At 60.3% G+C, this 16397-nt stretch carries 17 protein-coding genes; 6 read left to right on the top strand and 11 right to left on the bottom strand.

Annotated elements, in window-relative coordinates; translation table 11 throughout:
* Positions 1-147: 147 nt before the first annotated feature.
* Positions 148-285 (bottom strand): hypothetical protein, encoded by a 138-nt coding sequence (locus ABD653_RS06990; protein WP_344705316.1) that lies wholly within the window; start codon positions 283-285, stop codon positions 148-150.
* A 93-nt stretch (positions 286-378) separates the two neighbouring features.
* On the bottom strand, positions 379-1467 hold the full coding sequence (aroC, locus tag ABD653_RS06985) for a chorismate synthase (RefSeq protein WP_160778016.1): 1089 nt from the start codon (positions 1465-1467) through the stop codon (positions 379-381).
* Between the two features lie 302 nt (positions 1468-1769).
* Between aroC and ruvA the strand changes: the two genes are divergently transcribed.
* Genes ruvA through ruvB form a run of 3 tightly spaced genes read left to right on the top strand, consistent with a single transcriptional unit; the run spans position 1770 to position 3966 of the window.
* Positions 1770-2372, top strand: a complete 603-nt coding sequence (gene ruvA / locus ABD653_RS06980) for a Holliday junction branch migration protein RuvA (RefSeq protein ID WP_160778015.1) — start codon at positions 1770-1772, stop codon at positions 2370-2372.
* A 5-nt stretch (positions 2373-2377) separates the two neighbouring features.
* On the top strand, positions 2378-2926 hold the full coding sequence (locus ABD653_RS06975; RefSeq protein WP_325065350.1) for a DsrE family protein: 549 nt from the start codon (positions 2378-2380) through the stop codon (positions 2924-2926).
* Complete coding sequence (gene ruvB / locus ABD653_RS06970) at positions 2923-3966, top strand: Holliday junction branch migration DNA helicase RuvB (RefSeq protein ID WP_160778013.1); 1044 nt, start codon at positions 2923-2925, stop codon at positions 3964-3966. The genes ABD653_RS06975 and ruvB overlap by 4 nt, the downstream gene beginning before the upstream one ends.
* A 779-nt stretch (positions 3967-4745) precedes the next feature.
* Here the strand turns inward: ruvB and ABD653_RS06965 are convergent.
* Together ABD653_RS06965 and ABD653_RS06960 are read right to left on the bottom strand one after the other, a co-directional pair.
* Positions 4746-5678, bottom strand: coding sequence for a hypothetical protein (locus tag ABD653_RS06965; RefSeq protein WP_199801065.1), 933 nt, complete (start codon positions 5676-5678; stop codon positions 4746-4748).
* 3 nt (positions 5679-5681) lie between these two features.
* The gene (locus ABD653_RS06960; RefSeq protein WP_160778012.1) at positions 5682-5993 is read right to left on the bottom strand and encodes a hypothetical protein; all 312 of its coding nucleotides are present in this window, start codon (positions 5991-5993) and stop codon (positions 5682-5684) included.
* Here ABD653_RS06960 and ABD653_RS06955 point away from each other — a divergent pair.
* A complete protein-coding gene (locus ABD653_RS06955) occupies positions 5992-6120 on the top strand; it encodes a PEP-CTERM sorting domain-containing protein (RefSeq protein WP_160778011.1) in 129 nt (42 codons plus the stop codon). The two genes, ABD653_RS06960 and ABD653_RS06955, sit on opposite strands and share 2 nt — an antisense overlap.
* A 57-nt stretch (positions 6121-6177) precedes the next feature.
* Here ABD653_RS06955 and ABD653_RS06950 read toward each other — a convergent pair whose 3' ends face one another.
* The 3 genes from ABD653_RS06950 to ABD653_RS06940 form a co-directional block, all read right to left on the bottom strand.
* A complete protein-coding gene (locus tag ABD653_RS06950; RefSeq protein WP_344705315.1) occupies positions 6178-6708 on the bottom strand; it encodes a rhodanese-like domain-containing protein in 531 nt (176 codons plus the stop codon).
* A gap of 114 nt (positions 6709-6822) precedes the next feature.
* Positions 6823-9495 (bottom strand): aconitate hydratase AcnA, encoded by a 2673-nt coding sequence (acnA, locus tag ABD653_RS06945; RefSeq protein ID WP_160778009.1) that lies wholly within the window; start codon positions 9493-9495, stop codon positions 6823-6825.
* 136 nt (positions 9496-9631) lie between these two features.
* Positions 9632-10513, bottom strand: coding sequence for a DMT family transporter (locus tag ABD653_RS06940; protein WP_160778008.1), 882 nt, complete (start codon positions 10511-10513; stop codon positions 9632-9634).
* Positions 10514-10668: 155 nt separating this feature from the next.
* On the opposite strand from ABD653_RS06940, the gene ABD653_RS06935 reads away from it, so the two are divergent.
* Complete coding sequence (locus ABD653_RS06935; protein WP_160780272.1) at positions 10669-12075, top strand: L,D-transpeptidase family protein; 1407 nt, start codon at positions 10669-10671, stop codon at positions 12073-12075.
* 9 nt (positions 12076-12084) lie between these two features.
* Here the strand turns inward: ABD653_RS06935 and ABD653_RS06930 are convergent, their stop codons facing one another.
* Both ABD653_RS06930 and ABD653_RS06925 read right to left on the bottom strand, forming a co-directional pair.
* A complete protein-coding gene (locus tag ABD653_RS06930) occupies positions 12085-12795 on the bottom strand; it encodes a murein L,D-transpeptidase catalytic domain-containing protein (protein WP_160778007.1) in 711 nt (236 codons plus the stop codon).
* 62 nt (positions 12796-12857) lie between these two features.
* Positions 12858-14270, bottom strand: coding sequence for an NAD(P)-binding protein (locus ABD653_RS06925; RefSeq protein WP_160778006.1), 1413 nt, complete (start codon positions 14268-14270; stop codon positions 12858-12860).
* Positions 14271-14308: 38 nt separating this feature from the next.
* Here ABD653_RS06925 and ABD653_RS06920 point away from each other — a divergent pair, with 38 nt between their 5' ends.
* The gene (locus ABD653_RS06920) at positions 14309-14917 is read left to right on the top strand and encodes a hypothetical protein (protein WP_234032108.1); all 609 of its coding nucleotides are present in this window, start codon (positions 14309-14311) and stop codon (positions 14915-14917) included.
* Between the two features lie 30 nt (positions 14918-14947).
* Here ABD653_RS06920 and ABD653_RS06915 read toward each other — a convergent pair whose 3' ends face one another.
* On the bottom strand, positions 14948-15481 hold the full coding sequence (locus ABD653_RS06915; protein WP_234032227.1) for a retropepsin-like aspartic protease family protein: 534 nt from the start codon (positions 15479-15481) through the stop codon (positions 14948-14950).
* 23 nt (positions 15482-15504) lie between these two features.
* Positions 15505-16395 (bottom strand): histone deacetylase family protein, encoded by an 891-nt coding sequence (locus ABD653_RS06910; protein WP_160778004.1) that lies wholly within the window; start codon positions 16393-16395, stop codon positions 15505-15507.
* Positions 16396-16397: the final 2 nt, after the last annotated feature.

The raw sequence follows: 16397 nt of genomic DNA, 5'->3' as shown, positions 1-16397 counted from the left end.
ATAGGTACTGCTGGAGCGCAGCAAAGCGGGTTCTTTCAATAATGAAAATCGAAAGAATCAATCAAAATCCGGGAACTTTCGCAAAGTGCAACACGCAGCATTTTTCGTTGCGTTTGTTGCAACAGATGCGGCCCAGGCGCCCTCTGGTCAGGAGAATTGCTGGAACGCGTAGACAGTCAGTATCGCTGTCAGCACGATAAGACCCAGCACGGCCTTTCTCGCCAAGTTTTGCAATGTTCGCTGACGCTCGGCGCGTTCGCGCCGGACATGAAATTTGTTCTGCAAGGTGCGACCCTCTATGTAATTCCGAAGCCTCTGGCTATCCAACTGACTTCGTTTTGTAAAGCCCGTCCCGAACGCGTAGTGTGAAGTTCGAAGTCAACCGCATTGCGCGCGGTGGAGCAGCATCTGGTCGGCCAGGACCGTGGCCATCATCGCCTCCACCACCGGCACCCCCCGAATGCCCACACAGGGATCGTGCCGCCCCTTGGTGCGAATCTCGGTCGCAGTGCCATCTCGGGTGATCGTTTCGACCGGTGTCAGGATCGAACTGGTCGGTTTGAAAGCGACTTTGCACGTCACCGGCTGCCCGGTGCTGATCCCTCCCGCAACGCCGCCTGCATGGTTGGCAGTGAAGTCCGGTCCCGTGCCATCGTCGCCCGGTCGCATCGGATCGGCATTCTGTTCACCCGTAAGGCGCGCGGCATCAAACCCGTCTCCGATCTCGACGCCTTTGACCGCGTTGATGCCCATCATCGCCAGCGCGAGTTCGGCATCCAGCTTGGCATAGATCGGCGCGCCCCATCCCGCTGGCACACCGGTCGCAACACATTCAACCACGGCGCCGAGCGAGGAGCCCGACTTGCGCGCATCATCGACCAGCTTTTCCCAGCGTTCGGCTGCTTTCGCATCGGGACACCAGAACGGGTTGTTGCGGATTTCAGCAGCATCGAAATTGACCGGATCGATCCGGTCACCCCCGATTTCGCAGGTATAGGCGGTGATCGTGACATCAGGGATGACCAGCCGCGCAACAGCGCCCGCCGCGACCCGCATCGCGGTTTCACGTGCACTGGACCGGCCACCCCCGCGATAGTCGCGAAAACCGTATTTGGCGTCATAGGTGTAATCGGCATGACCGGGGCGGTAGGCCTTGGCGACTTCGGAGTAATCCTTGCTGCGCTGGTCGACATTCTCGATCATCAGGCTGATCGGGGTGCCGGTTGTGCGCTGTTGGCCGTCCGGCCCCTCGAACACGCCAGAGAGGATCTTCACCTGGTCAGGTTCCTGCCGCTGGGTGGTGAACTTGTTTTGCCCCGGGCGACGCGCATCGAGGAAGGGCTGGATGCCGTCTTGCGCCAGCGCGATCCCCGGTGGGCACCCGTCGATCACCACGCCAATCGCGGGTCCGTGACTTTCGCCCCAGGTGGTGAAGCGAAATAGATGGCCGAAAGTGTTGAAGCTCATCCCATGCGTTCTAGCGGGGAATACGCGCATGTCGAGCAGCGGCAGGGGCGAGCCCGCCCAAGATTTTCCTACCTCGCCCAAAGCTGCCATCGCACTGGGTATGACCCCGACCTTTTCCCATTCTGCCCGCCAGACGAGGCAAGGCTTGTGGCATGTTTTCTTGCGCCAGGACTGTGTTCCATGTGTTCCATCGCGTAGGATTTGCCGCGCACAAAGTGTCGCTGCGCACTGGCCAAAGCGGGGGACATCGGGCAGGAACAAACCGCGCTCAAACAGCGCTGTGCTGGCGTAGAGAGAAACGCATGATTGCGAAGCTTAAGGGACTGCTGGACGAGGCCGGTACCGACTGGGCGGTGATTGACGTCTCCGGCGTCGGCTATCTGGTCCATTGCTCGACCAAGACATTGGCCGCACTGGGCGAGGTAGGCGAAGCCTGCACCGTCTATACCGATTTGCAGGTGAGCGAGAACGACATGCGCCTGCTCGGCTTTGCCGACGGGGCAGAGCGGGACTGGTTCCGGCTGCTGACCCAGGTGCAAGGCGTGGGCAGCAAAGTCGCGCTCGCGATCCTCTCTGCATTGTCGACGCAGGAAGTGCAGACTGCCTGCGCGAATGGCGATGCGGCCATGGTGGCCCGGGCACAGGGTGTGGGGCCGAAACTGGCCGGGCGGATCGTCAACGAGTTGAAGGACAAGGCAGGTGCACTACCCGCAAGTGGCGGGGTGGCTGGAGCGGCGCTGACCCCTGCAGGCGGAGCAGGTGCCGATGCCGTCAGCGCCCTGGAAAATCTGGGATTCAAGCCAGCGCTTGCGGCGCGGGCCGTGGCGGCAGCTCAAGCCGAACTGGGCGAGGGCGCTGCGGAAGGCGACCTGATCCGCGTGGCCCTGAAAATGGCGGCAGGATGATGGAGATGATGATGAAATACTTGACGGGATTGCTAGCGTGCCTGGCACTGGCCGCACCAGCAGCCGCGCAAAACCTCTCGTCCTTCAAGACCGGCCCCGTGTTCGCAGAATTCGGCCCCCATGCGCCGGTGGATGGCGTAGAAGCTGTACCCGCCGAAACGGAATTCGCCATCGCTTTCGATGTTGCCAAACCGGCCGAGGACGGCGCGCGCAATCGCGGATTTGAGAGCGCGGCACGGTTCATCAACATGCATGTGGCCGCAGGAGTGCCGGAGGAGAATATCCGCATTGCTGTGGTGGTTCACGGCAAGGCTGCGATGGATTTGATGACCAATGACGCGTGGGCAGCGAAGGGGAGAGAAGGCACCAATCCCTCAGCTGCCATGATCCGCGCCATGCTGGATCAGGGCGTGCGCTTCATCCTGTGCGGCCAAAGCGGCGCGGCGTGGGGTCTTAAGGCCGATGAGCTGATCCCGGGTGTCGAGACGGCGCTATCGGCCATGACCGCCCACGCATTGCTGCAGCAGAATGGCTATACGGTGAACCCGTTTTGACCGACCCAATCCCCCTTCACACACCCGACCGGCAGCCGGAAGACCCGGATGCCGCGCTGCGGCCCAAGTCGCTCGACGAATTCGTCGGGCAGGCGGCGGCGAAGGGTAATCTCGCGGTGTTTATCGAGGCCGCGAAGTCGCGCGGCGAGGCGATGGACCATACGCTGTTCTTCGGTCCGCCGGGGCTGGGCAAGACCACGCTGGCGCAAATTATCGCCAAGGAGCTGGGCGTCGGTTTCCGCGCCACGTCAGGCCCGGTGATCGCCAAGGCAGGCGATCTGGCCGCGCTGCTGACCAATCTCGAGCCGCATGATGTGCTGTTCATTGACGAGATCCACCGGCTCAATCCGGTGGTCGAGGAGGTCCTCTATCCCGCGATGGAGGACCGTGCGCTCGATATCATCATCGGCGAGGGCCCCTCTGCTCGCAGCGTGCGGATCGACTTGCCACCCTTTACTCTGATCGGCGCGACCACGCGGCAGGGGCTTCTTACCACGCCGCTGCGTGACCGGTTCGGCATTCCTGTGCGGCTCAACTTCTACACCGAAGAAGAGCTGGAAAAAGTCGTCACCCGTGGTGCCGGGCTGATGGCGCTGGAGATCAATTCTGCCGGTGCGCTGGAAATTGCGCGTCGCAGCCGGGGTACGCCGCGTGTGGCCGGGCGCTTGCTGCGCCGGGTGCGCGATTTTGCCGAGGTTGCGGGGTCGGGCACTGTCGATGCACGGATTGCCGACGAAGCGCTGACCCGACTCGAAGTCGATCGGTTGGGCCTTGATGCCATGGATCGCCGCTATCTCACCATGATCGCGGACATCTACAAGGGCGGGCCTGTGGGCGTAGAGACGCTGGCAGCAGGCCTGGCCGAGCCGCGCGATACGGTGGAGGAGGTGGTCGAGCCGTTCCTGATCCAGCTCGGCCTGGTGGCGCGCACAGCACGCGGGCGTTGCCTCAATGACCGGGCGTGGGAGCATCTTGAAAAGACGCCTCCGAAACCCGAATCCGGATCATCGCAAACGGGCTTGTTCGACGGAAATCCTTAACATGAATGCAAGGATTTCAGCCATTTCGGTCCCATAGCGGGACAAGTCGGCAGCTAACCCCGTTTACGGGCGAAAAAAATCGAATCGCCATGTCGTTTTCATAGTTAACGCGATTGCCGCTTAAAGGCTGCATCTGTTCCAAGGGCATCACAGGGATACGCCCAGTCCGGACCCGCCGGATCTTGGGAAAGCCCAGTTGAACAGAAGAGTTTGCCCATGTCGGTAAAAATGGCCCTGGCGAAATTGTCCGCAACCGCAGCAGGCGGTGCGTTGCTTGCAGGTGGTGCGGTGCATGTCGCCGAACCCCAGGCAGCGAATGTCGGATACAAGTCCGTCAAATCGGTGAAGGCGCAGCCCGTACGTTACGTCAAAGAGAAGCGTTACGTTAAGAAGCGTCGCGTGCCCAAGACGATCAAGCGGAAGCGTCGTGTCGTGAAGCAGGTCGTGGACTGTGTCCCGGCAGGTGCAGCGGGCAACGGTGCAATGCCGGCAGTCGTTCATAGCGGCGGTGCCATGGCCCAAGGTGCCGGAGCAGCCGGTGCTGCGGGCGCAAGCCGCAGCTATCCAGGTGGTCCGGCTTATCCGGGTGGCCCGGCCTATCGTGGCGGCGCAGGTGCCGGTGCTGGTGGAGCCTATGCTGGCGGCGGGTATGCCGGCGGTGGCTACGCCCAAGGCGGTTATGGCCAGGGTGGCTATGCTCAAGGTGGCTATGTCGGCGGCCCCGCTTATGGCGGCATCGCAGGCGCATCGCGCACGATCTACACTGGTGGCGGCGCAAATTACTGCGGCGGCGGCACGACCGTTGTCTCGGTTGCTCCGGCAGTATTCCCTGTTGGCGGCGGTTTCGTCGGCGGCAGCGGTGGCGGTGATGGCGGCGTGACCGTTATCGGCGGCAGTGGCGGCTTCGGCGGCGGCTTTGGTGGCGGCTTCTTCGGCGGCTTCTTCGGCGGCGGCGGTTCCAGCGGCGGCAGCGTGGTTGTTTCGTCGACCACTACGACCTCCGGCGGTACCAACGGTGGCACCAATGGCGGGTCGACTTCGACCTCGACATCTGGCGGCTCGACTTCGACCGGAGGTAGCTCGACATCGACATCTGGCGGGACTTCTGGCGGAACCAGCGGTGACGGCAGCTCGAGCGGTATCAATATCAATATCGATATTGACAATACGAGCGGCGGAAGCACCACGACTACCGGCGGTGTCAGCACTTCGACCGGTGGTGTTTCGACCTCGACTTCCTCGGGCAATGTCTCCAGCTCGTCTGGCAATGTTTCGTCGAGCACTGGCGGCGTTACCAGTTCGTCTGGCAATGTTTCGTCGAGCACCGGCGGCGTCAGCAGTTCCTCGGGTAACGTGTCTTCGAGCAGCGGCAACGTCTCGAGCTCTTCGGGCAATGTCTCGTCGAGCAGCGGCAACGTCTCCAGCTCGTCCTCGTCCTCGAGCAGCTCCAGCTCCTCGTCTTCGAGTTCTTCCAGCTCTTCGTCTTCCGGCGGCAACACGTCCAATGGCGGCATGACGAGCTCGGGCGGTTCCAACGGTGGCAGCTCATCCTCGTCGGGCAGCAGCTCGTCTTCGGGCAGCAGTTCGTCCTCGGGCGGTAGCTCGGGCAACACCAGTGGCGGTTCGTCGGGCAGCTCTTCGTCGAGCTCCTCCTCGTCGAGCAGTTCGTCCTCGAGCTCCGGCTCGTCGGGTGGCAACACCTCGACCAGCACGGGTCACCCTGGCACCACGACCGGTGGCGCGACTTCGGGCGGATCTTCGGGCAGCAGCTCAGGCTCTTCGAGCTCGTCGTCTTCGGGCAGCTCTTCGGGCGGTTCGACCACAGGCGGTGCAACCTCCAGTGGTTCGTCGAGCAGCAGCTCTTCGTCTTCTTCTTCGAGCAGTTCCAGCTCCTCGAGCGGCGGCATTTCGACTTCGGGCTCCAGCTCGGGTAACATGACCAGCTCGACCAGTAGCTCGTCGTCTTCGAGCAGCAGCTCGTCCTCGTCTTCCTCGTCCGGCTCTTCTTCGGGCTCGACCAGCGGCATGACGACGACGACCAGCAGCGGAACTCCGGTTCCAGCTCCGCCGATGACGATCCTGTTCGGTGCAGCAGCAGCTGCGATCCTCGGACGCCGCAAGTTCAAGGTGAAGAAAGACAACATCGCAGCCTGACGGACAGCGATCCGACGTTAGAAAAGGGCGGTTCCCCAGACGGGAGCCGCCCTTTTTCTATTGAGAGGTTGCCGCCTTGATAGGAAGTTGGATTAACGGCTCTTCAACCCAATCGACATCCGCAGTCGATACGACATCCGCCAATTCCCAGACATTTGTGTAGCCATAGCCGTGCAGGTTGATGAATGTCGGGATATTGAGCGCAAGCGGCGCCCGCTTCAGAGCGATAGGGCGCCGGTTGTCGCTGAAATTATTGTTACAATAGATCAGGATCGGGCGTGTGCGATCTTCGCCCAGGACCTTGGCCAGTTTGGCATCGGTGAAGTCGGAAAAGGGCAGGTTGATTGCGCCAGCGATGTGGCCGAGGCGAAAGGCCTCTGCCGATCGCGTGTCCAGAATGATCGCCTGATCTTGAGATGCTTTGAGCACAAATTCGGGAAGCGTCAGCAAGTGCTGCTCGCGCGTTTCACCCAGCTGGGAAGCAAGCTCTGTGAAAGCGCTGTAATCGATTTGCGGGTTCTGGCCTTGCGCGAAGGCGGGTGCCGACAAACAAGCCGATCCGAGCAAGATAAGATGATGCAAGCGCATGATGATCTCCCATTTCCACAGGGGAGGCTGCGCGCATTTGGCTTGACGGAGGCTGAATACGAAAGGGGCCCCGCATATGCGGAGCCCCTCGTTGCCTTTTAGAAGGCGATCGGATCAGGAAGCGAGCTTACGGATCACATATTGGAGGATCCCGCCATTGCGGTAATATTCCATTTCGTTCTCGGTATCGATCCGCGATTGCGCGGTGAAGGTGAAGGTGGTGCCGTCTTCACGGGTCACATCCACTTCCAGTTCCTGACCTGGTTTCATCGAGGTGAGACCCTTGATGCTGAACGTGTCCGTCGCCGTCAGGCCCAGAGTTTCGCGGGTGTCGCCACCAGTGAACTGGATCGGCAAGACACCCATACCGACCAGGTTGGAACGGTGGATGCGCTCGAAGCTTTCGACGATTACGGCCCGTACACCCAGCAGGATCGTGCCTTTGGCGGCCCAGTCACGGCTGGACCCGGTGCCATATTCCTTGCCGCCCACGACGACCAGTGGCGTGCCGTCTTCCTTGTGCTTCATCGCGGCGTCGTAAATCGCCATCTGCTCACCATTATAGGTGGTGAAGCCACCTTCGACGCCCGGAACCATCTCGTTCTTGATCCGGATATTGGCGAAAGTGCCGCACATCATCACGTCATGGTTGCCGCGACGCGAGCCGTAGGAATTGAAGTCTGCCTTCGCGACCTGGTGGCTCTTCAGGTACTCACCGGCAGGCGAATCTTCCTTGATCGCACCGGCTGGCGAAATGTGGTCGGTCGTGACGGAATCGCCGAGGATTGCCAGCGGCTTGGCGTCGGTGATGTCCTGCACCACGTCCGGCGTCATGCTCATGCCTTCGAAGTAAGGCGGGCTGGCGACGTAGGTGCTCCCCGGCTGCCAGCGATAAGTGTCCGAAGCTTCGACCTTGATCGCTTGCCAGTGCTCATCGCCCTTGTAGACGTCGGCATAGCGGCTTTCGAACATCGAACGATCAATGGCGCCAGACCGGACTTCTGATACCTCTGCATTGCTCGGCCAGATGTCGGCCAACATCACATCATTCCCGTCCTGGTCCTGCCCGATCGGTGTCGTGGTGATGTCTTCCGTGACCGTGCCCTTTAGCGCGTAGGCAACGACCAGCGGCGGCGAAGCGAGGAAGTTTGCACGGACATCGGGGCTAACCCGTCCTTCGAAATTGCGGTTGCCCGAAAGAACCGAGGCAGCGACGATATCATTGCCGTTGATCGCCTTGCTGATCGGCGGAGCCAGCGGGCCGGAATTGCCGATACATGTGGTGCAACCATAGCCGACAAGGTCGAAACCGATATTATCGAGCTCGCTCTGCAAACCGGCCTTGATCAGATAGTCGGTGACCACCTGAGAGCCCGGTGCGAGAGAGGTCTTCACCCATGGCTTGGGCTTGAGGCCTTTCTCATTGGCCTTCTTCGCCACCAGGCCGGCAGCAATCAGCACGTCCGGATTGGAAGTGTTGGTGCAGCTGGTGATAGCCGCAATGACTACGTCGCCATCGCCGATATCGTGATCCTTGCCATCGACGCCGACACGGACGGCTGCGTCCTTCTTGTACGTCGTCTTGAGATCGCCGTTGAACAGCTCGTCAACCTCGGGGAGAATGACTTTGTCTTGCGGACGCTTCGGGCCAGCCAGCGAGGGGACCACTGCCGATACGTCGAGCGAGAGTGTCTTGGTGAAAGTTGGCTCGTTGTCTGGCGTGAACCACATGCCCTGCTCTTTGGCATAAGCTTCGACCAGCGCAATGGCATGTTCTTCGCGACCCGTTAGACGCATGTAATCGAGCGTCTTGTCGTCGATACCAAAGAAGCCACAGGTTGCGCCATATTCCGGCGCCATATTGGCGATGGTCGCACGGTCAGCCAGGCTGAGCTCGGCAACACCAGGGCCGTAGAACTCGACGAACCGGCCGACGACGCCGACTTCGCGCAGCATTTGCACACAGGTCAGGACCAGATCGGTAGCAGTCACTCCTTCAGCCATTTTGCCGGTCAGCTTGAAGCCAACGACTTCGGGGATCAGCATGGAAATCGGCTGGCCAAGCATGGCGGCCTCTGCCTCGATCCCGCCAACGCCCCAGCCCAACACGCCAAGCCCGTTGATCATGGTGGTGTGGCTGTCTGTACCGACACAGGTATCAGGATAGGCAACCATGTCGCCATTCTGATCGGCGCCGGACCAGATGCCCTTGCCGATGTGTTCCAGATTTACCTGGTGGCAGATGCCGGTGCCCGGAGGTACAGCGGAGAAGTTCTGGAAGCTCTTGGAGCCCCATTTCAGGAAGTCATAGCGTTCGGCGTTACGCTGGTATTCCAGCTCGACGTTCTTTTCGAACGCTTTCGGGTGGCCGAACTCGTCGACCATTACCGAGTGATCGATGACCAGGTTCACGGGAACCTGCGGATTGATCTTGGCCGTATCACCGCCCAGATCCTTGATTGCGTCACGCATTGCAGCAAGGTCGACCACGCACGGAACGCCGGTGAAATCCTGCAGCAGAACGCGCGCCGGACGATACTGGATTTCGCCGCCGGTCTTGGGATCTTTCTGCCAGTCGGCAATCGCCTGGACATGGTCGGTCGACACGGTGAAGCCGCCGTCTTCGAAGCGCAGCATATTCTCCAGCAGTACTTTCATGCTGAAGGGGAGCTTCGAGACATCGCCGATCTTCTCTGCCGCCTTGGCGAAAGAGTAGTAGGCATAGTCCTTGCCATCGACTGTCAAAGTGCTGCGGGTGCCGAGCGTGTCTTTACCGACCTGGGTCATCCGGGGGTCCTTTCATCACGAATCTGGAAGGGCGGCGCGATGCCTCGCGCTGCGCCCGATTTATCTGCTGCGCACCTGCGCTAGAGCAGCGGTTTGGTCAAGAGGAGACGGGCCGTCGATTGATCGGAGATTGGTCTTAGATGGTGCTTTGTTCGGTCGGCGCGCGGGCCGCAATCCAGCACCCGGCGACAATCAGCAGAGTTCCCGCGATGGTAGGCAAGGTCACTTGCTCGGCGAAGAACAGCCAGCCAAACAGCGAAGCCCAGAGAAAGCCCGAATATTCGATTGGCACCAGAGCCTGCGCTTCCGCCCTGGCATAGGCCCAGGCCAGCGCCATGGCGCCACCAACCGTCAGCAATGCAGCCCATCCCAGATCAATCATGGCGGCAGTTGTGGGCCATTCCAGGAACCATGGTGCGCCAAGTCCCAGCACCAAGGCTGCGACACCGCCATGGAAGGTGGCGATTTCGGCCGGTTTGGCGACTTGCGATTGTTGCCGGATGACGACGAAATTATACGCATACAGCATCGCGGAGAACAGGATCGCACCCAGCCCCAGCCAGACATCCTCGCTGGGTGGCTCGCGCCCGATCTTCCCTCCGATAATCACAATTGTGCCGCCGAAACCCAGGATCGAGGCAAAGATGGCTTCGCGGCGGATCTGTTCGCCCAGCAAGAGGGCGGCAAGGTAGAGTGCGATGAGCGGCGCAATAAATGAAATCGCAATCGCCTCTGCAATCGGTAGCTTGGTCAGCGCATAGAAGAAGCTGAGCGCCATGAATGCCGATACGGTACCCCGCAGCAAGTGCAGCTTGAGCACATTGCGCGCCGGCCATCTCCCGCCCAGCAACAACCAGAAAGGCGCTATGATCAAGCAGGCAAGGGCGGCCCTCCAAACAGCCGCGCTATACGCCCCGATGGCCAGCGACGCGCCTTTCATGAAGGCATCCATCAATGAGAGCATCCCGACCCCTGCGAAGGTTAGCAGGAATGGCAAAACAGGGTGATCGCGATGCATGGTCGCCTCCTAGGGCCAGTGGACGCCTGCGTCACGTCGCGGAATAATTCAGCATGGGGAAAGCGTCGATGCTTGATGGAAATCGAGGAATGCGGCAAATTGGCTGCAATACGGGGCAAATCGAAACGCTCCTCAACTTTGGTGGGTTGTCATTCATGAAGGCGAATATGCGCAAATCCTTGTTTCTGGCCGGAGTTGGCCTGGTGTTGCCGGTCGCGGCACTGGCCCAGCAGGCCGAGCCCGAGAATCTTCTTCCGCCTGCTCCTGTCGAAGCTTTGCCAACCACGTCGACCGCCGAGGCTGGTGACGCGGACTATGATGCGCCAACCCAAGATTCGATCGAGAAGGCGTTCGACGGAACCTTCGAGACGGTTCAGCAAGTGGATCCGGTGGTCCAGAGCTGGTCGATCGATCAGGCCAACGCCTTGGTATCCCTGATCGAAGGGATCGATTCCGAAGGACTTGATCCGGAAGATTATGATGCTGTCGGGTTGCAAGGAATTATTGCCCAAGGTGCCAGTGCGGCGCTGGATGCTGCCGCCAGCGAGCGTTTCGTCTGGCTGGTCGAGGATATGCGTGACGGCCGGACGCCAATGGCCGGACGCAAGCAATGGTTCGTGATGGATCCTGACGCGGATCGCTATCGCAGCGGCAAAATCCTCAAGACTGCACTCACGAGCGGCGATCTGGGCTCAGCCCTCGATAGCGTTGCCCCACTGCATCCCGATTATGCGGTCCTGCGCGAAGCACTGGCCGGAGCGACACCGGGAAGCAGCGAGTTCAGGCAGATCCAGGCGAATATGGATCGCTGGCGCTGGTTGCCACGCGATCTCGGCGGGCAATATCTGATCACCAATGTGCCGGAATACCAGCTGCGACTGACGGTGAATGACAAGATCGTGCGCACCTATCGAACCATTGTCGGCAAGCCAGGCCGCACCGCGACCCCGCAACTGGCCGAAGTGGTCGAAGGGGTGATCCTCAACCCGACCTGGACGGTGCCGCAAAGCATTGTGAGGGGTGAGGGACTGGGCGCCCGCGTTCTCGGGAATCCGGGTTGGGCTCGCGCCAAAGGCTACAAAGCCACTCGCGGTGCGAATGGCTGGGTCACCGTTGTACAGCAACCAGGGCCGACGAATTCGCTAGGCCGGATGAAGCTCGACATGCCCAACCGGCATGCGATTTTCCTGCATGATACGCCAAGCCGTGGCCTGTTCAAGAATGCGAGCCGGGCGCTCAGCCATGGCTGTATCCGCACCGAACGCGCGACCGAACTCGCGCTCACGCTCGCTATCCTGCAAGCGGGTCTGACGGCTGACGAGGGTGTCGCGAAGCTGACGTCCGGCAAATACACCCGGGTCCGTTTCGAGAAGAAGATGCCGGTCTATATCACCTATTTCACGATGGCGACGGACATCGAAGGCAAATTGTCGACCTTCCGCGATCTTTACGGACGCGATGCTGCCGTAATCGATGCGTTTGCAAAGCCGCGTGTGGCCAACCGCTCGCGGGTGACGAACGAACAGATCATCGTGATCGAGGATGATCCCCGCACGATCTAATCGCGCAAATTAGTAGACGCCGGGATTGAGCCGGTCTTCACCGGTCGCGTTGTCGGGCACCAACAATTCAAGATCGCGCGGCTCTGGCCGCTCGACAACCGATCCGTCTTCACTCCAGCCAAGGCTGTCTGCATAGAGCAACCGTCCGCCGGAGAGGTTGAGCAGTGCAATGCGGAACTGTTCTTCGCCCATGGCGAAACAACCATTCGAGCGACCAAGGCGGCCCCAGCGTTCGACATGTTCGGGTTCGGCATAACGCGCACGGTGCATCACGATATAGCGGCGCAACGCATTGTTGTTGGTCGTATCAAGGCCTCCCAAGCGGACTGAAGTGCCATAACGCCCCTTGTACCATTCCCACGTGACATAGGCGCCTTTGCTGGTGGCGTTTGACCCTTCGATATTGGAATAGGAATTGAGCCACCCGTCATGTTCGGGATCCGATCCGGTCCCGTGGCTTACCAAATAGCTCTTCACTTCTTGGCGATCGAGATTCACGAAATGGAATCTCGGCTCGCTGGACCGCAGTCCGAAGTCCGAAATACCGACAATGTCGCGTTTCCAGATGACGTCGCCAGCCTTGTCGAGTTGTTCCTTCGCAAGCGCGAAGAGCTTCCGGTCTCTCTGGCTGCCCTTGGCAGGTTGCGCGAAAGCACGCGCTGGCAGTGCGGCCAGCGCTCCGGTGGCAACGGCTCCCTTGATCAGATCACGGCGTTTCATAGTCCTCACCATAACAGGAATTGCATGTCTGCACCGTGAAGCGCAGAATTTCCAGATTGTTCCTAGTCTTCCGCCATCGCCGCAAGGCGCATGAGGTTGGGCCCGGCAGCCATCACGGCAGCTTGCATAGGCGCAAGGATGGCCAATTTTGACGGATCTTCCTGCTTCAACTGCGCAATGGCACGGGAAGCCGGATTGAGCCGTGACCGTTCCAGCCACGCCATCAATTCGGGATATTGGGCCCAGCGCATCCGGCTCATTCCGGTGCCCATCACGGTTGCCGGAAAACCTTCGATAGAATGGCAGAACGGGGAAACCGCGCTGAGGGCGTTCTTCTCCTCATCTGTATCCAGATGCACCTCGAGGAAGGCGGTGATCGAAGCATTGAGTGTGACCAGGGGCACATGCATCAATTGGGGTGTAATCAGGCCTTCTTCAAATTGCGGCTTGGTCTCGGTCTTGTGGACCGCAGATGCTGTGCAATCGATGTAGAGCGTGTCTGCCGGCATGGCGTGTTCACCCTGCTCGAGATGCAGGACACCCCGCTCGATACTGCGGACACGTCCCTTGCGGATGACATCGGTAATGGTCTGCAAACGTTCGACTTCGCCAACTGAAATGGTGGGATAGTGGAACATGGTCGGCACCACGTCCTTGTCTAGCCGGAGCATATCGCCACCGGCCTCCAGCCGCAGGAACAGGTCGTTGGCGTCACTGGCCTGCGCACAGGCTTCCATCTGGCGGATCTGGCTGGCGATGACTCCTTCGAAAAACTCGACACCCGGCTGGGTATACTGGCGGTTGAGCATCCAGCTATCGCGGGGGCGTACCCAGCTGATCTTGGACGGATCGATGCCTGCTTCGACAAGCCACACGCCTGCATCCATCGCAGTCTTCCCTGCGCCCAGAATACAATAGTGTGCCGGGATTTCATCCGGCTTCTTCCAGAGATCGGGCAGCGCGCCGGGAACAACGATGCGGACATCATTGGCGACTTCGAACTTGCGGGTATGCGTGGAAGGCACAGATGTGTCGTAGAATGTGCCATCGACGACCTTGCGCCGCACTTTCACTTTCGTTTCCTGCCCCGACAGCACGCCGCGGAAGGTGTGTTCGCCAGTGTACTCGGACAACGGATGATAATCGACACGGCCGGTCGGGAGAAAGTGATCGCGCATCACATTATCGAAATAGGCAACAACTTCGGGCCCGCTGGCGAGCTCGTAATAGCCCTTGTTCGGCCCTGCCTCGTCGATGCGGTTGCTGCCCAGGTCAACTGAATTGATGCCGTAAGATGCGCTCGGCTGGTGCAGCGCGACGAAGCTGTAGGCATCGTTCCAGTGTCCGCCCGGCTTGGAATGTTTGTCGACGATGGTCAGATGCGCGTCGGGATCCTCTTGCAGGACGACATCGGCAAAGGAGAGGCCAACCGCGCCGGCGCCAATAATGAGGTAGTCGGTATCAAGTGTCGGCATGAGGGGATTTCTTTCCTTTGTCAGGCGCTCGCCCTAGCATGGCACCCGTGAGAGAGAAACGGATTCCGGGGAAGGGGTATCGGGAAATGGTACGCGCTTTGATCGTTGTTGCGGCAGGACTGCTTGCCGGATGCGCCATCCCTGCCGATGCGCCGAATGTCCCGGATCTAGCGGCAAGCGTTCCTGCAGCACCGGCCGGTCTGCGGGCGTCGCCTGATCGCCCACCATCTCCGGAAGTGGCGCAGGAAACAACGCCGTTACCTCCTTCGCCGACGAGAATTCTTGATCAGGATGCTGCTCTGCGTCTGAGGGGCAATGGTGGCATCACTTTGCAATGGATCGGCTGGGAAGATCGTGGGCCGGTAGACATTAGGCAAAATGGTGGAGTGATGATCCTGCGCGGCATGCAAAATGCGCAAGGCGGCCCCGGCAAATTGCTCGTCGAAGGCAGGGTCACCGAGATCGGGCCTGACTATTTCATACTTGATGGACTCGTCTCGATAGTGGACACGCCAGACGAAGGGCGGCTGTGCCGTCAGCGCAGGACAAATTGGCGCTTCGCCGTGACGCAGAACCGGAAGTACTGGCGCTTGCGCGAGTTCGAATGGTGCGATTTGCTGACCGACTACATCGACATCTACTTCTAGGATTGTCGCGCCATGGGCCGGTTGCGCGAACTATTGCGCGTCCATCACCATCTTGTCGGCAGCGATCTTGACAGAGCTGATTTGCGACAGGTAGGATTGGCCAAGTAATGACACTTCGAGGCCTTGCGGGATTATCACAGCACGCACATTGCGCCGGACCATGCCGCCAATTTCGACCTCGTCCAGCATCGTATTGATCCCGAACACCGCGCCGCTGGCACCCGATCCGACTTGCGCGATTTGCGCATCATCCCACGACAACCCTGCTGCCAGGGCATCCGGTCCCGTCAGAGCGATAACGCTTGCACCAGTATCGACCATCATTCGCAAAGGTGTGCCGCCAACTCGCGCATCAGCGTAAAAATGGCCGTCCGGCTGGCGCGCTAGCGTGTGAGTTCCCGCATACCAATCGGCAGAGGCAGGAGTGCTTGCATTCAGGGAGAGATCGCCTTGCTGTTCTCCATCTGGAGATGCCGGCGCCGGGCCGGTGCCGGTGTCACTCGGCACAAATGCAATCACCAGGGCGCACAAGCCAAAGGCCAGCAAGAGGTAGCGTCCAATCATTGCCACAGACTACCGCAGGTAGATTAAGCGGGTGTAAAGCCGCCCTGAAGTCTGTTTTCATCCGCCATTGCCAGCATTGATCGAGCGTGCCGGGCAGCAACCTCATGCTGGTCTTCGCCATAGCCACCGCCAAGTGCGCTGGCGACGGGCAAGCCCCGGCGACGGACTTCGGCAATCACATAGCGATCACGGGTGCACAGCCCCTCGCTGGAAAGCGCCAGCCGTCCAAGCCTGTCTCCTTCATGCGGGTCGACCCCGGCCTGATAGAGAACAAGATCCGGTTCAACGTCGTCAAGCAGCGCCGGCAAGTGCCGGGCGAGGGTAGCCATATAGGCTTCGTCGCCGATCCCGTCCGCGAGCGGGACATCCAGGTTCGAGCGCGCCTTGCGCACCGGGAAATTCTTCTCTGCATGCATGGAAAAGGTAACCACGTCGTCACGCAGGGCAGTCAGGCTGGCGGTGCCATCGCCCTGATGCACATCGAGATCGACGATCAGAATATGGCGTGCATCGCCTTCTGCAATCAGCCGGTTGGCAGCAACCGCCAGATCATTGAACACACAATAGCCTGCACCGGCATCGTAAAGCGCGTGATGGCTGCCCGCAGCACTGTTGGCGGCATAACCATGCGCCTTTGCTAGCTGCGCCGCGAGCCAGGTCCCGCCATTGGTATGGCGTACCCGGCTGGCAATATGCGAGGTGACCGGGAATCCGATCCGCCGTTCCTTGTCTCGCGGAACCGTGCCGGTGAAAACCTGATCAACATAGTCGGGGCAATGCACCGCCTCGAGCCATTCGCGCGGCATCGGCTCCGGAGCGTGTTCGGTGACGGGTTCGCCGCTCGCGCGCAAAGCCTCCATGACCAGGAAGTACTTGTCGAATTTAAATGTCCCCCGCTCTGGGCGCGGAGCCATGT

The sequence above is a fragment of the Parerythrobacter jejuensis genome (genome assembly GCF_039536765.1).
In the GTDB taxonomy this organism is placed as follows: Bacteria; Pseudomonadota; Alphaproteobacteria; order Sphingomonadales; family Sphingomonadaceae; genus Parerythrobacter; species Parerythrobacter jejuensis.
The sequence above is the reverse complement of the archived record's forward strand: the minus strand, read 5'-3'. Positions and strand labels throughout refer to the sequence as shown.

Bases quoted from the DNA above. Each gene is read 5' to 3' on its own strand.
- ABD653_RS06915 (WP_234032227.1), bottom strand. From the start codon at position 15,481: ATGATTGGACGCTACCTCTTGCTGGCCTTTGGCTTGTGCGCCCTGGTG.
- ABD653_RS06925 (WP_160778006.1), bottom strand. From the start codon at position 14,270: ATGCCGACACTTGATACCGACTACCTCATTATTGGCGCCGGCGCGGTT.
- acnA (WP_160778009.1), bottom strand. From the start codon at position 9,495: ATGACCCAGGTCGGTAAAGACACGCTCGGCACCCGCAGCACTTTGACA.
- ABD653_RS06935 (WP_160780272.1), top strand. From the start codon at position 10,669: ATGAAGGCGAATATGCGCAAATCCTTGTTTCTGGCCGGAGTTGGCCTG.
- ABD653_RS06975 (WP_325065350.1), top strand. From the start codon at position 2,378: ATGATGATGAAATACTTGACGGGATTGCTAGCGTGCCTGGCACTGGCC.
- ABD653_RS06950 (WP_344705315.1), bottom strand. From the start codon at position 6,708: ATGCGCTTGCATCATCTTATCTTGCTCGGATCGGCTTGTTTGTCGGCA.
- ABD653_RS06920 (WP_234032108.1), top strand. From the start codon at position 14,309: ATGGCACCCGTGAGAGAGAAACGGATTCCGGGGAAGGGGTATCGGGAA.
- ABD653_RS06960 (WP_160778012.1), bottom strand. From the start codon at position 5,993: ATGCCGCTGGTCGAGCCCGAAGAAGAGCCGGACGAGGAAGACGAGGAC.
- ABD653_RS06910 (WP_160778004.1), bottom strand. From the start codon at position 16,395: ATGGCTCCGCGCCCAGAGCGGGGGACATTTAAATTCGACAAGTACTTC.
- aroC (WP_160778016.1), bottom strand. From the start codon at position 1,467: ATGAGCTTCAACACTTTCGGCCATCTATTTCGCTTCACCACCTGGGGC.
- ABD653_RS06955 (WP_160778011.1), top strand. From the start codon at position 5,992: ATGACGACGACGACCAGCAGCGGAACTCCGGTTCCAGCTCCGCCGATG.
- ruvA (WP_160778015.1), top strand. From the start codon at position 1,770: ATGATTGCGAAGCTTAAGGGACTGCTGGACGAGGCCGGTACCGACTGG.
- ABD653_RS06940 (WP_160778008.1), bottom strand. From the start codon at position 10,513: ATGCATCGCGATCACCCTGTTTTGCCATTCCTGCTAACCTTCGCAGGG.
- ABD653_RS06930 (WP_160778007.1), bottom strand. From the start codon at position 12,795: ATGAAACGCCGTGATCTGATCAAGGGAGCCGTTGCCACCGGAGCGCTG.